The following is a 14,924-nucleotide window of genomic DNA, read 5'->3' on the forward strand; positions in this document are numbered from 1 at the left end:
GTGGGCGCCGTGCCGAAGCAGTGTCGCTCCCCGTCCCGCACCAGGCAGGCCCGCACGTGGGCCAGCTCGGACCCGGTGGCGGCGACCATCGGGGTGGACAGCGAGTCCGTGGCGTCGACCTGGTCCTTGACCACGATCCGCCGCGGGGCCTGGCCCGGTACGAGGAACCCCGCCTGGTCCCCGACCCTCCCCAGGTCGACCTCGGCTGGTACTGCGGCTACTACAAGGGCCACAAGACGCTGAAGTTCGGCAGCAGCGGCCAGGCCGTCAAGGAGGTGCAGGCGAACATCAACCAGACCACGGACTACAAGCCCAAGCTCAAGGTCGACGGCCAGTTCGGCTCGAAGACCAAGAAGGCCGTGCTGTGGTTCCAGCACGAGTTCAAGATCAAGCCGTACGACGGCATCGTCGGTCCGAAGACCTGGAAGGTGCTGCGGGCCAAGTAACCCGCCATACCTCCACCGCACGGCGGCCCGTTCCCCCTCGGGGGAGGGAACGGGCCGCCTCCTCGTGCCGTCAGCCCAGATGCGTCGGCGCGAACATCCGCAGCACAGCCGCGAGTACGACCACGGAGGGACCCGGCTCGCCCAGTGCCTTCACCAGGTCCGCCTCCAGCGTCTCGGGGGTCGTCCGCACCCCCGGCACGCCGAAGGACTCCGCCAGTGCCACATAGTCGGGGCGGGTCAGCTCGGTCGCCGTCGCCTCGCCGAACGCGTCCGTCATGTACTCCCGCAGGATGCCGTACCCGCCGTCGTCGACGATCAGCCAGGTGACGTTCAGGTCGTACTGGCGGGCGGTCGCCAACTCCGCGATGGTGTACAGGGCGCCGCCGTCGCCCGACACCGCCAGGACCGGGCGCGAAGGGTCGGCCACCGCCGCACCCAGGGCCGCGGGGAAGCCGTAGCCGAGGCCGCCGGCGCCCTGGGCCGAGTGCATGTGGTTGGGGCCCTTGGCGTCGAAGGCCGACCAGGCCCAGTACGCCAGGATCGTCATGTCCCAGAAGGACGGGGAGTCGGTGGGGAGGGCCCTGCGGATCGACGCCAACAACTCCTGTTCCAGGGTGAGTTCCTGGGCGGCGATGCGGTCCGAAACGCGAGCCAGCACGTCACGTACCCGCTCCGGAGCCTGCGCGTCCTCCCTCGGTGACACCGTCTCCAGCAGCGCCTGCAACGCCAGGCGGGCGTCGGCGTGGATGCCCAGCGCGGGGTGGTTGGACTCCAGCTTGCCGAGGTCCGCCTCGATCTGGACGACCCGGCCTCGCGGCTTGAACGTGTGGTAGTTCGAGGAGAGTTCGCCCAGCCCCGAGCCGACCACCAGGAGTACGTCCGCGTCCTCCAGGAAGTCCGTGGTGTGGCGGTCCTCGATCCAGGACTGGAGGGACAGGGGGTGCTTCCAGGGGAAGGCGCCCTTGCCGCCGGGAGTCGTGACCACCGGGGTCTGCAGAACCTCCGCCAGCTGCCGCAGCTTCCCCGAAGCGTCCGCCCGTACGACTCCCCCGCCCGCGATGATCGCCGGTCGGACCGCGTTCGACAGCAGGTCGGCCGCCACCGCGGTGAGTTCGGGGCGCGGAGGCAGCTCCTCGGGGAACGCGTCGCCGCCCGTCACCACGGGGATCGGCGTCGGGGACAGCAGCACGTCCTGCGGGATCTCCACCCACACCGGGCCGTGCGGGGCGGTCAGCGCCGACTTCCAGGCCGCCTCGATCGCGGACGGGATCTGGGACTGGGCGCGGACGGTGTGGACCGACTTCACCACGCCCCGGAAGGAAGCTGCCTGGTCCGGGAGTTCGTGCAGATAGCCGTGCCTGCCGCCGCCCAGGCCCGCCACCGGGATCTGGCTGCTGATCGCCAGCACGGGGGCCGAGGCCGCGGCCGCCTCTTGCAGCGCGGCCAGGGACGTCAGCGCCCCCGGTCCCGTCGACAGCAGCAGCGGCGCCGCCTCCCCCGTGATCCTGCCGTACGCGTCCGCCGCGAAGCCCGCGTTGTTCTCCACCCGCAGGCCGATGTAGCGCAGGTCGGACCGCCGGAGCGCGTCGAACATGCCGAGCGCGTGCTGGCCGGGCAGGCCGAAGACGGTCGTCGCGCCGAGCGCGGCCAGCGTCTCCACGACCAGGTCTCCGCCGTTGCGGCCGGGAGGAGGGCTGAGAGCAGCGGAAATCTGCGCCTCCGTCGGGCGGAGCACCAGGTCGTGGTCGTGGGTCACTGCGTGCGGGCCTCTGCAATCTGGCGGGACATGATCGTGGTCAGTTCGTAGGCGGTGTGGGAGGCCGCCACCGCCGTGATCTCCGCGTGGTCGTACGCGGGGGCCACCTCGACGACGTCCGCCGACACCAGGTTGCACGATGCCAGACCCCGCAGGATCTCCAGCAGCTCGCGGGAGGTCATGCCGCCCGCCTCGGGGGTGCCCGTGCCGGGCGCGTGGGCCGGGTCCAGGCAGTCGATGTCGATGGAGATGTAGAGCGGACGGTCGCCGACGCGCTGGCGGAGCTGGTCGGCGATCTCGTCGACGCCGCGCCGCATGACGTCCGCGGACGTCACGATGCCGAAGCCCATCTTCTCGTCGTCGGTGAGGTCCTGCCTGCCGTAGAGCGGGCCTCGGGTGCCCACGTGGGAGAGGGCGGAGGTGTCCAGGATCCCCTCCTCAACGGCCCGCCGGAACGGCGTCCCGTGCGTGTACTCGGCGCCGAAGTAGGTGTCCCAGGTGTCGAGGTGGGCGTCGAAGTGGAGTAGGGCGACCGGGCCGTGCTTCTTCGCGACGGACCTGAGCAGCGGGAGGGCGATGGTGTGGTCGCCGCCCAGGGTCATCAGGCGCGCGCCGGTGCCGAGGAGGTCGTCCGCGGCCGCCTCGATCGTCTCGACGGCCTCGTTGATGTCGAAGGGGTTCACGGCGATGTCGCCGCCGTCCGCCACCTGCGCCAGCGCGAAGGGGGACGCGTCCTGCGCGGGGTTGTAGGGCCTGAGCAGCCGGGACGCCTCACGGATCGCGTTGCCGCCGAAGCGGGCGCCCGGCCGGTACGAGACACCCGAGTCGAAGGGCACACCCACGACGGCGACGTCGGCCCGCCCGACCTCGTCGAGGCGCGGCAGCCGGGCGAAGGTGGCGGGTCCGGCGTACCGCGGGATGCGGGAGGAGTCGACGGGGCCGCGGGGGGTCTCGTTGCTGCTCATGGGGTGATGCCTTCTTTCCTGTGCTTCCCAGATCCTGGCCGGCCGGTCCGAGTCGACACTAGGTGTCCGGAAGGCGATCGCGAATTGTGCGTTTCGTACACAGCAGTGCGACGGGATGGAGGAAACGTCCATCAAGCGGGACCCCGGAGCTGTGGTTCGCGCTGCGGCGACCATGATCGGGTGACCCGCGTCCCAGCGTGCGGGATGCGCGGCGATCCCGTGAAGGCGTGCTTCAGAATGGGAGACATGCCGATACCCGGGACACCCAGCCGCGCCGAGCTCGTCGACCACCTTGTGAAGACCCGTATCGCGGGTGAGGTCGCCACGCCGCGTGAGAACAACCTCTCCCACTACCGCCAGCTGGCGAACGGCAACCGCCACTACTGGTTCGGCCTGGAGCTCGGGGACCGCTGGAGCGACGAGCAGGACGTGCTCGCGGTGATGGCGGAGCGGGTGGGCGTCAACGACGACCCGGAGTACCGGTACGGCCAGGACACCATCGACCCCGAGCTGACCGTCGGCGGCCTGGAGCGCATGGCGGCCCGGCTGCGCAAGGCGGCGGACGGACAGCAGCGGGTGCTGTTCGCCACCGGCCACCCCGGCGGCATGCTCGACGTCCACCACGCCACGGCCGCCGCGCTGCGCACGGCCGGCTGCGAGATCGTGGTCATCCCGGACGGGCTGCAGACGGACGAGGGGTACGTGATGCAGTTCGCGGACGTGGCGGTCCTGGAGCACGGCGCCACGCTGTGGCACACGCATTCCGGCGACCCGATGAAGGCCATCCTCACGGCCCTGGAGCGCGAGGGCCGTCCGCTGCCCGACCTGGTCGTCGCCGACCACGGCTGGGCGGGCTACGCCGGACAGCACGGCGTGGACTCGGTGGGCTACGCCGACTCCAACGACCCGGCGCTGTTCCTTGCGGAGGCCGAGGGGACGGTCCAGGTGACCGTGCCGCTGGACGACCACGTGGTGAGCCCGCGCTACTACGACCCGATGACGGCGTACCTGCTGAGCGAGTCCGGCCTGTCGTAGGCGTCGGTCACCTGGGCGCGCGGACCACGCCCTCCTGGATCACCGAGATGGCCAGCCGGCCGTCCTGCGTGTAGATGCGGGCCTGGCCGAGGCCGCGGCCGCCCTGGGCCGACGGGGACTCCTGGTCGTACAGGAGCCACTCGTCGGCGCGGAAGGGGCGGTGGAACCACATCGCGTGGTCGAGCGAGGCCCCGACGACGTCACCGACAGCCCAGCCGCCGCGGCCGTGCGCGAGGAGGATCGAGTCGAGGAGCGTCATGTCGGAGACGTACGTGGCGAGGACGACGTGCAGGAGAGGGTCGTCGGCCAGCTTGCCGTTGGTGCGGAACCAGACCTGGGAGTGCGGCTCGCGCGGCTCGCCGAACTTTCCGTACGGCGGGTCGTCGGCGTAGCGCAGGTCGATCGCCTCGCGGGCCTCCAGGAACCGCTCCACGACCGCCGGGTCCAGGTGGTCGTAGCCGCGCAGCCGGTCCGCCGAGGTGGGCAGTGTGGCCGGGTCGGGGGCGGCGGGCATGGCGGCCTGGTGGTCGAAGCCCTCTTCGTGCCGCTGGAAGGAGGCGGAGAGGGCGAAGATCGGCTGGCCGTGCTGGATCGCGAGGACGCGGCGGGCGGTGAAGGACCGGCCGTCGTTCATGCGGTCGACGGTGTAGACGATCGGCGCGCCGGGGTCGCCGGGGCGCAGGAAGTACGCGTGCAGGGAGTGGGCGAGCCGGTCCTCGGGGACCGTCCGCCCGGCGGCGACCAGCGCCTGCGCCGCGACCTGCCCGCCGAAGACGCGGGGGACGACGGCGGCGCGGGAGTGGCCGCGGAAGATGTCCTCCTCGATCTGCTCGAGGTCGAGCAGATCGAGGAGATCCTGAAGTGCCTGGCTCATGGGGTTCTTTTGTACCGGCCGGTGATTGCGGGCGGCTTACAGACCCATGTCCTTCGCGATGATCGTCTTCATGATCTCGCTGGTGCCGCCGTAGATGCGGTTGACGCGGTTGTCCGCGTACAGGCGGGCGATCGGGTACTCGTTCATGAAGCCGTAGCCGCCGTGCAGCTGGAGGCAGCGGTCGATGACGCGGTGGGCGACCTCGGTGCAGAACAGCTTGGCGGAGGCGGCCTCGGCGGGGGTGAGCTCGCCGGCGTCGAGGGCCTCGAGGGCGCGGTCGGCGACGGCCTCGGCCGCGTCGACCTCGGCCTGGCAGGCGGCCAGCTCGAACTTGGTGTTCTGGAAGGACGCGACCGGCTTGCCGAAGACGGTGCGCTCCTGGACGTACTCCTTGGCGAACCGGACGGCGGCCTTGGCCTGCGCGTAGGCGCCGAAGGCGATGCCCCAGCGCTCGGAGGCGAGGTTGTGGCCCAGGTAGTAGAAGCCCTTGTTCTCCTCGCCGAGGAGGTCCTCGACGGGGACCTTGACGTCGACGAACGCGAGCTCGGCGGTGTCGGAGGTCTTCAGGCCGAGCTTGTCGAGCTTGCGGCCGATGGAGTAGCCCTCGGACTTGGTGTCCACGGCGAAGAGGGAGATGCCGTGGCGGCGGTCCTCGGCGGTGGGCGCGGAGGTGCGGGCGCAGACGATCACGCGGTCGGCGTGGACGCCGCCGGTGATGAAGGTCTTGGAGCCGTTGAGGACGTAGTGCGTGCCGTCCTCGGACAGCTTGGCGGTGGTCTTCATGCCCGCGAGGTCGGAGCCGGTGCCCGGCTCGGTCATCGCGAGAGCCCACATCTCCTCGCCGGTGACGAACTTCGGCAGGAAGCGCTTCTTCTGCTCGTCCGTCGCGAGCATCTTGATGTACGGCAGTCCGAGCAGGACGTGCACACCGGAGCCGCCGAACTGCACGCCCGCGCGCGCGGTCTCCTCGTACATCACGGCCTCGAACTTGTACGAGTCGATGCCGGCGCCGCCGAACTCCTCGTCCACGCGGATGCCGAAGACGCCGAGCTCGGCGAGCTTGTAGTAGAAGTCGCGCGGCGCCTGACCGGCCGCGAACCACTCGTCGTAGACGGGGACGACCTCGGCCTCGATGAAGGCGCGCAGGGTCTCCCGGAACGCCTCGTGGTCCTCGTTGAACACAGTACGGCGCACCGCCGACACCTCTCTGCGCCTAAGCCGGCGCCGCTCTCGCGTATGTGGTTGCTCGCCGTGGGGGTTGCTCAATTGATGGCTGTGGTCCCATGGCTAAGCGCTTGCTCATAGAAAAAGGTACCGGTCGGTAAGGAGAGCCGTCCAGAGGTGATCCCGTAACGCTCGTCACGCTGCCGCGGCCGCGAACGCCCCCCTCGCCATGCGGTGCAGCAGTTCCGCGGTGGCGCCTCGGCCCGGGAGTGAGCCGGGGCGGCCCAGGTGCGGGGTGGAGTTCAGGAGCCCGAAGACGGAGTGCACCGCCGAGCGGGCGGCGGGTTCGGCGAGGCCGGGGTAGACCCCGCGCAGGATCTCCACCCACAGCTCCACGTACTGTCGCTGCAGCTGCCGTACCAGCTTGCGGTCGCTGTCCCGGAGGCGGTCCAGCTCGCGGTCGTGCAGGGTGATCAGGGGGCGGTCGTCGAGCGCGAAGTCGATGTGCCCCTCGATGAGCGAGTCGAGGACCGCCTCGGCGGGTGTTCCGTCCGACTCCGCCAGCCGCCGCTTCGCCCCCGTCAGCAACTGCCCGCTGATCCCCACCAGCAGCTCCGCCAGCATCGCGTCCTTGCCGGCGAAGTGCCGGTAGAGGCCGGGCCCGCTGATGCCGACCGCGGCGCCTATCTCGTCCACCCCCACGCCGTGGAACCCACGCTCGGCGAACAGCCGCGCGGCCTCCTTGAGGATCTGCTCGCGGCGGGTGGGTGCGTCGGTTCTCGTGGCCATGGAAGCAATTCTAGACAGGGAGGTTAGCGGTCGTTAACCTAGAGGAAATGGTTAACGCTCATTAACAGGCGATCACTGGGTGAGGGGACCGCGGGACATGGATCAGGCACCCGAGCTGACGAGCGCGGCGGACCCCGCGTCGGAGGCCTGGCAGGCCAACGAGGCGGCCCACCGGGCCCTCGTGGAGGAGCTGCGGGACAAGCTCGCCGCGGCCCGGCTGGGCGGCGGGGAGAGGGCGCGGGAGCGGCACACCGCACGCGGGAAGCTGTTGCCCCGGGACCGGGTGGACGCCCTCCTCGACCCCGGCTCGCCCTTCCTGGAGCTCGCTCCCCTCGCCGCCGACGGGCTGTACGACGGACAGGCCCCGGCCGCCGGGGTCATCGCCGGGATCGGGCGGGTGAGCGGGCGCGAGTGCGTGATCGTCGCCAATGACGCCACCGTCAAGGGCGGCACGTACTACCCGATGACGGTGAAGAAGCACCTGCGCGCGCAGGAGGTCGCCCTCGACAACCGCCTGCCCTGCATCTACCTCGTCGACTCCGGCGGCGCCTTCCTGCCGATGCAGGACGAGGTCTTCCCGGACCGCGAGCACTTCGGGCGGATCTTCTACAACCAGGCCAGGATGTCCGGCGCGGGCATCCCGCAGATCGCCGCCGTGCTCGGCTCGTGCACGGCCGGGGGCGCCTACGTCCCCGCGATGAGCGACGAGGCCGTCATCGTCCGGAACCAGGGCACGATCTTCCTCGGCGGCCCTCCCCTGGTGAAGGCCGCCACCGGCGAGGTCGTCACCGCGGAGGAGCTCGGTGGCGGCGAGGTGCACTCCCGGATCTCCGGCGTCACCGACCACCTCGCCGAGGACGACGCCCACGCCCTGAGGATCGTGCGGAACATCGCCGCCACGCTCCCCGCGCGCGGGCCGCTGCCCTGGTCCGTCCGGCCCGCCGTGGAGCCCAAGGTCGACCCGTACGGCCTCTACGGCGCCGTGCCCACCGACTCCCGCACCCCCTACGACGTACGCGAGATCATCGCGCGCATCACCGACGGCTCGCGGTTCGCCGAGTTCAAGGCCGAGTTCGGGCAGACCCTGGTGACCGGCTTCGCCCAGATCCACGGCCACCCGGTGGGGATCGTCGCCAACAACGGCATCCTGTTCTCCGAATCGGCCCAGAAGGGCGCGCACTTCATCGAGCTGTGCGACCAGCGCGGCATCCCCCTGCTGTTCCTCCAGAACATCTCCGGCTTCATGGTCGGCAGGGACTACGAGGCGGGCGGCATCGCCAAGCACGGCGCCAAGATGGTGACCGCGGTCGCCTGCACGCGCGTGCCCAAGCTGACCGTGGTCGTCGGCGGTTCGTACGGCGCCGGGAACTACTCCATGTGCGGCCGGGCCTACTCCCCCCGCTTCCTGTGGATGTGGCCCAACGCCAAGATCTCCGTCATGGGCGGCGAGCAGGCCGCGTCGGTCCTCGCGACCGTCAAGCGTGACCAGTTGGAAGCCCGCGGGGAGTCCTGGCCCGCCGAGGACGAAGAGGCCTTCAAGGACCCGATCCGCGCCCAGTACGAGCGCCAGGGCAACGCCTACTACGCCACCGCCCGCCTCTGGGACGACGGGGTCATCGACCCGCTCGACACCCGGCAGGTGCTCGGCCTGGCCCTGACCGCATGCGCCAACGCGCCGCTGGGCGACCCCCAGTTCGGCGTCTTCCGGATGTGAGGACCCATGTTTGACACAGTGCTTGTCGCCAACCGGGGCGAGATCGCGGTCCGCGTCATCCGCACCCTGCGCGCCCTGGGCGTGCGCTCGGTGGCCGTCTTCTCCGACGCGGACGCCGACGCCCGGCACGTCCGGGAGGCGGACACAGCGGTACGACTGGGCCCGGCGCCGGCCTCGGAGAGCTATCTGTCCGTCGAGCGGCTCCTGGAGGCGGCCGCCCGCACCGGCGCCCAGGCGGTCCACCCCGGGTACGGCTTCCTCGCGGAGAACGCGGCCTTCGCGCGCGCGTGCGCCGACGCCGGGCTGGTCTTCATCGGGCCGTCGGCGGACTCCATCGCCCTGATGGGCGACAAGATCCGTGCCAAGGAGACCGTGGAGGCGGCCGGGGTGCCCGTGGTGCCCGGCGGCCGTGACCCCGATCTCGCCGAGGCCGCGCGCGCGTTGGGTGCCCCCGTACTGCTGAAGCCGAGCGCGGGCGGTGGCGGCAAGGGCATGCGGCTGGTCCGGGACCTGACGGCCCTCGAAGAGGAGATCGCCGCCGCCCGCCGCGAGGCCCGTGCCTCCTTCGGCGACGACACCCTGCTCGTGGAGCGGTGGGTCGACCGGCCCCGGCACATCGAGATCCAGGTGCTGGCGGACGGCCACGGGAACGTGATCCATCTCGGCGAGCGCGAGTGCTCCCTCCAGCGCCGCCACCAGAAGGTGATCGAGGAGGCGCCCAGCGTCCTCCTCGACGAGGGCACGCGCGCGTCGATGGGCAAGGCCGCGGTCGAGGCGGCCCGCTCCTGCGGCTACCGGGGCGCGGGCACCGTGGAGTTCATCGTCCCGGGCGACGACCCGTCGTCGTACTACTTCATGGAGATGAACACCCGCCTCCAGGTGGAGCACCCGGTCACCGAGCTGATCACCGGCCTGGACCTGGTGGAGTGGCAGCTGCGGGTGGCGGCGGGCGAGCGACTGCCGTACGGGCAGGACGACATCACGCTCACCGGGCACGCGATCGAGGCCCGGATCTGCGCCGAGGTCCCGGCAAAGGGCTTCCTCCCCTCCGGCGGCACCGTCCTCCGCCTCCACGAGCCCCAGGGCGACGGCGTCCGCACCGACTCCGGGCTCAGCGAGGGCACGGAGGTCGGCAGCCTGTACGACCCGATGCTGTCCAAGGTCATCGCGTACGGCCCGGACCGCGCGACGGCGCTCAGGAAGCTCCGGGCGGCCCTCGCTCAGACGGTGACGCTGGGCGTGCAGACCAACGCGGGGTTCCTGCGGCGGCTGCTGGCCCATGAGGCGGTGGTCGCGGGCGAGTTGGACACCGGGCTCGTCGAGCGCGTGGTGGACGACCTGGTCTCCACGGACGTACCGGAGGAGGTGTACGAGGCGGCGGCGGCCGTACGGCTCGAAGCACTGCGTCCTCACCAGGAGGGCTGGACCGATCCGTTCTCGGTGCCGAGCGGCTGGCGGATGGGGGGCCTCGGCAAGCCCGTCGGGTTCCCGCTGCGGGTGACGGGGCTCGAACCGGTCACTCACCACAGCCGCGGCACCCACACCGTCACCGACGACCAGGTCACCGTCACCCTCGACGGCGTCCGCCACACCTTCCACCGCGCCGGTGACTGGGTGGGCCGTGACGGCGACGCCTGGCAGGTGCGCGACCACGACCCGGTGGCCGCGTCCCTCACCCGCGGCGGGCACGCCGGAGCCGACTCCCTCACCGCCCCCATGCCCGGCACGGTGACCGTCGTGAAGGTGGCGGTCGGGGACGAGGTGGCCGCCGGTCAGAGTCTGCTCGTCGTCGAGGCGATGAAGATGGAACACGTCATCTCCGCCCCCCACGCCGGCACGGTCGCCGAGCTCGACGTCACGGCGGGCACGACCGTCGCCATGGACCAGGTGCTGGCCGTGATCGCACCGCACGAGGAGGTGGCGCAGTGACCCTGCCCATGACCGTTCTTGAGCACGGCCTGCCGGCCCGTGTCCGTATCCACGAGGTCGGCGCCCGCGACGGCCTGCAGAACGAGAAGTCGACGGTGCCCACCGAGGTCAAGGCGGAGTTCGTGCGCCGCCTCGCCGAAGCGGGCCTCACGACGATCGAGGCCACCAGCTTCGTCCACCCCAAGTGGGTGCCCCAACTCGCGGACGCGGAACAGCTGTTCCCGCAGGTCGCCGACCTGCCCGCGGACCTCCCGGTGCTCGTCCCGAACGAACGCGGGCTGGACCGCGCGCTGGCCCTCGGGGCCCGCCGGGTCGCCGTGTTCGCCAGCGCCACCGAGTCCTTCGCCAAGGCCAACCTCAACCGCACGGTGGACGAGGCCCTGGCGATGTTCGAACCCGTCGTCGGCAGGGCGAAGGCCGAGGGCGTCCACGTCCGCGGCTATCTGTCGATGTGCTTCGGCGACCCCTGGGAGGGCGCCGTCCCGATCCCCCAGGTCACGAAGGTCTGCCGGGCCCTGCTCGACATGGGCTGCGACGAACTCAGCCTCGGCGACACGATCGGGGTGGCGACCCCGGGCCACGTACGGGCTCTGCTCACCGAACTCGACGTCCCCGTGGACACGTTGGGCGTGCACTTCCACGACACGTACGGCCAGGCCCTCGCCAACACCTACGCCGCCCTCCAGCACGGCGTCACCACCGTGGACGCCTCCGCGGGCGGCCTCGGCGGCTGCCCGTACGCCAAGTCCGCCACCGGCAACCTCGCCACCGAGGACCTCGTGTGGATGCTGCAGGGCCTCGGCATCGACACCGGCGTCGACCTCGGCCGTCTCGTCGCCACCAGCGTGTGGATGGCCGAACACCTGGGCCGACCCAGCCCGTCCCGTACCGTCCGCGCCCTCTCCCACCAGGAGTGAACCCCCGATGGACCACCGCCTCTCCCCCGAGCTGGAAGAACTCCGCCGTACGGTCGAGGAGTTCGCCCATGACGTAGTGGCGCCGAAGATCGGCGAGTACTACGAGCACCACGAGTTCCCCTACGAGATCGTCCGCGAGATGGGCCGCATGGGCCTGTTCGGACTGCCGTTCCCCGAGGAGTACGGCGGTATGGGCGGCGACTACCTGGCGCTGGGCCTCGTGCTGGAGGAACTCGCGCGCGTGGACTCGTCGGTGGCGATCACCCTGGAGGCCGGCGTCTCCCTCGGCGCCATGCCCCTGCACCTGTTCGGCACGGAGGAGCAGAAGCGCGCATGGCTGCCCCGGCTGTGCTCGGGCGAGATCCTGGGCGCGTTCGGCCTCACGGAACCGGACGGCGGCAGCGACGCCGGGGCGACCCGGACGACGGCCCGCCTGGACCCGGACACCGACGAGTGGGTCATCAACGGCACCAAGTGCTTCATCACCAACTCCGGTACCGACATCACGGGCCTGGTCACCGTCACCGCCGTCACCGGGCGCAAGCCGGACGGCAAGCCGCTGATCTCCTCGATCATCGTCCCCTCGGGCACCCCGGGCTTCACGGTCGCGGCGCCGTACTCGAAGGTCGGCTGGAACGCCTCCGACACCCGCGAGCTGTCCTTCTCCGACGTCCGGGTCCCGGCGGCGAACCTGCTGGGTGAACAGGGGCGCGGCTACGCCCAGTTCCTGCGCATTCTCGACGAGGGCCGGATCGCCATCGCGGCCCTCGCGACCGGCCTAGCGCAGGGCTGTGTGGACGAGTCGGTGAAGTACGCGAAAGAGCGGGAGGCGTTCGGGCGGCCCATCGGCGCCAACCAGGCCATCCAGTTCAAGATCGCCGACATGGAGATGAAGGCCCACACGGCCCGGCTCGCCTGGCGGGACGCGGCCTCCCGCCTGGTCTCCGGCGAACCCTTCAAGAAGGAGGCGGCCCTCGCCAAGCTGTACTCCTCCACGATCGCCGTGGACAACGCCCGCGACGCCACGCAGATCCACGGCGGGTACGGCTTCATGAACGAGTACCCGGTCGCCCGCATGTGGCGCGACTCCAAGATCCTGGAGATCGGCGAGGGCACCAGTGAGGTCCAGCGGATGCTGATCGCACGGGAGTTGGGGCTGCCGGGTTAGACCGCAACTCCCAGGGCACCCACAGCTTCGGCGGGGCGGCGCCCGCCCTCTGGACATTCAATGAGGTTAGGCTAACCTACATTCGAACTTGTCCGGCGGGCGCTTCGCCCCGTTCGAAAGCAGCCACACATGTCCAACGCACGAGCCGCCCATCTCACCCGCCGTGGCATCCTCGCCGCGGGCGGCGCACTCGGCCTCGGCGCCGTGCTCGCGGCCTGCGGTGACGACGACTCCGGCAGCGAGGGCTCGAGCAAGGAGACCACGGCCGCGAAGTCCGGACCCTGGACCTTCAAGGACGACCGCGGCACGACCGTGAAGCTCGACAAGGTTCCCACGAGGATCGTCGCCTTCGTCGGCGTCGCCGCCGCGCTCCACGACTACGGCATCGAGGTCAAGGGCGTCTTCGGCCCCACCAAGACCAAGGACGGCAAGGCCGATGTCCAGGCCGGCGACATGGACGTCAGCAAGCTGACGGTCTTCGGCAACGTCTGGGACCAGTTCAACGTCGAGCAGTACGCGGCCTTCGCGCCCGAGGTCCTCATCACCACGACCTTCGACAGCGCCGGCACCCTCTGGTACGTCCCCGCGGCCTCCGCGTCCAAGATAGCCAAGCTGGCGCCGAGCGTCGCGATCTCCGTCTACGACCGTCAGATCACCACGCCGCTCCAGCGGATGTGGGAGCTGGCCGAGTCCCTCGGCGCCGACATGACGGCGCCGAAGGTCACCGACGCGAAGAAGCGGTTCGAAGCGGCGTCGGAGCGACTGCGCACCGCCGCCAAGGCCCACCCCGACATCAAGGTGCTGGCCGGGTCCGCGGCGCAGGACGTCTTCTACGTCTCCGGCACCAACCTGTCCATCGACCTCGAGTACTTCAAGGCGCTCGGCGTGAACTTCGTGGAGCCCCCGGCGTCCGTACTCAAGGCGTCCGGCGGCTGGTTCGAGTCGCTGAGCTGGGAGAACGTCGACAAGTACGCGGCAGACATCATCATGATGGACGACCGTACGGCGACCATCCAGCCGGCCGACATCACCGAGGCGACCTGGAAGAAGCTGCCCGCGGTGAAGGCGGGGCAGGTCATCTCGCGGTCGCCGGAGCCGATTCCGTCGTACGACAAGTGCGTGGCGATGGTGGAGAACCTCGCGAAGGCGATCGAGACCGCGAAGAAGGTCAGCTAGGCCCCTTATTGACGCCGATTCAGGAGTAGCCCCATGACTACGGCCGTGGCCGCCCCGTTCCGTTTCTTCTCCCTCCAGGTCGTACGGACGAGGCGGCTCGGCCCGTCTCTCGTGCGGGTCAGCTTCACCGGAGAGGACCTCCAGCACTTCTTCTCCGACGGACGCGATCAGTCACTGTCCCTCTTCCTCCCCGCCGAAGGCCGGACCGAGCCCGGGGTTCCCGTCGAGCTCGGCGACGGCTGGTGGCAGGCGTGGCGTGAACTCCCGGACGACGTACGGGCCGTGATGCGGTCGTACACGCTCCGCTCGCTCCGCCGGGATCCCGACGAGATCGACATCGACTTCGTGCTGCACGAGCCCGCCGGGCCCGCCTCCGCGTGGGCCGCGCGGGCCGCCGCGGGCGACAAGGTCCAGTTGCTCGGGCCCGCCGTCGCCGACAACCGGGCGATCCGGTTCCGGCCGCCGGAGGACACCGATCTCGTGGTGATCTGGGGCGATGAGACCGCTGTACCGGCCGCCTCCGCGATCGTCGAGTCGCTGCCGGCCGGCACTCGGGCCCGGGTCTGGCTGGAGGTGCCCCACGCGGGGGACATCCAGGACCTGGTGACCGATGCTGACGCCGAGATCACCTGGCTCGTCGGGGACATCGGGGACATCGGGGAAAAGGCCCTCGACGTCATCCGTGACGCCCAACTCCCGTCCGCCGAGCGGCCGTACGTCTGGATCGCGGGCGAGTCCGGGTGTGTGAAGGAGCTGCGGCGGCACTTCGTGCGGGAGCGTGGGATCGACCGGCGTCGGGTCACCTTCGTGGGGTACTGGCGGCAGGGGATGACCGAAGAGCAGCTGCGGGCGGCCGAGTAACTCCCGTCCACGTGACGCCAGTCACTGCTGAGGCAGGTTTCCGCCCGAGTTAATTAGGTTAGGCTTACCTAAGTTGAAGCCGGGGCCCTGCCCCGCTCTGCCCCGTCCCGCACGGATTCCCCACCGGAGG

General features: G+C 70.7%; 13 protein-coding genes. 8 read left to right on the forward strand and 5 right to left on the reverse strand.

All coding sequences use genetic code 11. The features are described from left to right. Positions 1-56 precede the first annotated feature (56 nt). The gene (locus ACIBJB_RS05480; protein ID WP_398926715.1) at positions 57-446 is read left to right on the forward strand and encodes a peptidoglycan-binding protein; all 390 of its coding nucleotides are present in this window, start codon (positions 57-59) and stop codon (positions 444-446) included. A gap of 70 nt (positions 447-516) precedes the next feature. Here ACIBJB_RS05480 and ACIBJB_RS05485 read toward each other — a convergent pair whose 3' ends face one another. Together ACIBJB_RS05485 and speB are read right to left on the reverse strand one after the other, a co-directional pair. Further along, entirely contained in the window at positions 517-2,202 is a 1,686-nt protein-coding gene (locus ACIBJB_RS05485; RefSeq protein WP_398926717.1) for a thiamine pyrophosphate-binding protein, read from the reverse strand. Then, the gene (gene speB, locus ACIBJB_RS05490) at positions 2,199-3,167 is read right to left on the reverse strand and encodes an agmatinase (RefSeq protein ID WP_398926719.1); all 969 of its coding nucleotides are present in this window, start codon (positions 3,165-3,167) and stop codon (positions 2,199-2,201) included. Before speB ends, ACIBJB_RS05485 begins: the two co-directional genes overlap by 4 nt. Positions 3,168-3,413: 246 nt before the next feature. On the opposite strand from speB, the gene ACIBJB_RS05495 reads away from it, so the two are divergent. Next, on the forward strand, positions 3,414-4,202 hold the full coding sequence (locus ACIBJB_RS05495) for a phosphatase (protein ID WP_398926721.1): 789 nt from the start codon (positions 3,414-3,416) through the stop codon (positions 4,200-4,202). A gap of 7 nt (positions 4,203-4,209) precedes the next feature. Here the strand turns inward: ACIBJB_RS05495 and ACIBJB_RS05500 are convergent, their stop codons facing one another. From ACIBJB_RS05500 to ACIBJB_RS05510, 3 genes are all read right to left on the reverse strand, one after another. Then, entirely contained in the window at positions 4,210-5,076 is an 867-nt protein-coding gene (locus ACIBJB_RS05500; protein WP_398926723.1) for an acyl-CoA thioesterase, read from the reverse strand. A 36-nt stretch (positions 5,077-5,112) separates the two neighbouring features. After that, a complete protein-coding gene (locus ACIBJB_RS05505) occupies positions 5,113-6,270 on the reverse strand; it encodes an acyl-CoA dehydrogenase family protein (RefSeq protein WP_307075651.1) in 1,158 nt (385 codons plus the stop codon). A 165-nt stretch (positions 6,271-6,435) separates the two neighbouring features. After that, complete coding sequence (locus ACIBJB_RS05510) at positions 6,436-7,029, reverse strand: TetR/AcrR family transcriptional regulator (RefSeq protein WP_326668149.1); 594 nt, start codon at positions 7,027-7,029, stop codon at positions 6,436-6,438. A 97-nt stretch (positions 7,030-7,126) separates the two neighbouring features. Between ACIBJB_RS05510 and ACIBJB_RS05515 the strand changes: the two genes are divergently transcribed. From ACIBJB_RS05515 to ACIBJB_RS05540, 6 genes are all read left to right on the forward strand, one after another. Beyond that, entirely contained in the window at positions 7,127-8,743 is a 1,617-nt protein-coding gene (locus ACIBJB_RS05515; RefSeq protein WP_398926726.1) for a carboxyl transferase domain-containing protein, read from the forward strand. Between the two features lie 6 nt (positions 8,744-8,749). Further along, entirely contained in the window at positions 8,750-10,672 is a 1,923-nt protein-coding gene (locus tag ACIBJB_RS05520; RefSeq protein WP_398926728.1) for an acetyl/propionyl/methylcrotonyl-CoA carboxylase subunit alpha, read from the forward strand. Continuing rightward, a complete protein-coding gene (locus tag ACIBJB_RS05525) occupies positions 10,669-11,589 on the forward strand; it encodes a hydroxymethylglutaryl-CoA lyase (RefSeq protein WP_398926730.1) in 921 nt (306 codons plus the stop codon). The genes ACIBJB_RS05520 and ACIBJB_RS05525 overlap by 4 nt, the downstream gene beginning before the upstream one ends. 7 nt (positions 11,590-11,596) lie before the next feature. Then, positions 11,597-12,757: an acyl-CoA dehydrogenase family protein gene (locus ACIBJB_RS05530; RefSeq protein WP_398926732.1), complete on the forward strand. Its 1,161-nt coding sequence runs from the start codon at positions 11,597-11,599 to the stop codon at positions 12,755-12,757. Between the two features lie 129 nt (positions 12,758-12,886). Further along, positions 12,887-13,933 carry an ABC transporter substrate-binding protein gene (locus ACIBJB_RS05535; RefSeq protein WP_398926734.1) on the forward strand — a complete coding sequence of 349 codons (1,047 nt, stop codon included), beginning with the start codon at positions 12,887-12,889 and terminating at the stop codon, positions 13,931-13,933. 33 nt (positions 13,934-13,966) lie between these two features. Further along, the gene (locus tag ACIBJB_RS05540; protein ID WP_398926737.1) at positions 13,967-14,794 is read left to right on the forward strand and encodes a siderophore-interacting protein; all 828 of its coding nucleotides are present in this window, start codon (positions 13,967-13,969) and stop codon (positions 14,792-14,794) included. The last annotated feature ends 130 nt before the right edge of the window (positions 14,795-14,924 follow it).

The sequence above is a fragment of the Streptomyces sp. NPDC050759 genome (assembly GCF_044456945.1).
GTDB lineage: Bacteria > Actinomycetota > Actinomycetes > Streptomycetales > Streptomycetaceae > Streptomyces.

Bases quoted from the DNA above. Each gene is read 5' to 3' on its own strand.
- speB (WP_398926719.1), bottom strand. From the start codon at position 3,167: ATGAGCAGCAACGAGACCCCCCGCGGCCCCGTCGACTCCTCCCGCATC.
- ACIBJB_RS05495 (WP_398926721.1), top strand. From the start codon at position 3,414: ATGCCGATACCCGGGACACCCAGCCGCGCCGAGCTCGTCGACCACCTT.
- ACIBJB_RS05500 (WP_398926723.1), bottom strand. From the start codon at position 5,076: ATGAGCCAGGCACTTCAGGATCTCCTCGATCTGCTCGACCTCGAGCAG.
- ACIBJB_RS05510 (WP_326668149.1), bottom strand. From the start codon at position 7,029: ATGGCCACGAGAACCGACGCACCCACCCGCCGCGAGCAGATCCTCAAG.
- ACIBJB_RS05515 (WP_398926726.1), top strand. From the start codon at position 7,127: ATGGATCAGGCACCCGAGCTGACGAGCGCGGCGGACCCCGCGTCGGAG.
- ACIBJB_RS05520 (WP_398926728.1), top strand. From the start codon at position 8,750: ATGTTTGACACAGTGCTTGTCGCCAACCGGGGCGAGATCGCGGTCCGC.
- ACIBJB_RS05530 (WP_398926732.1), top strand. From the start codon at position 11,597: ATGGACCACCGCCTCTCCCCCGAGCTGGAAGAACTCCGCCGTACGGTC.
- ACIBJB_RS05535 (WP_398926734.1), top strand. From the start codon at position 12,887: ATGTCCAACGCACGAGCCGCCCATCTCACCCGCCGTGGCATCCTCGCC.
- ACIBJB_RS05540 (WP_398926737.1), top strand. From the start codon at position 13,967: ATGACTACGGCCGTGGCCGCCCCGTTCCGTTTCTTCTCCCTCCAGGTC.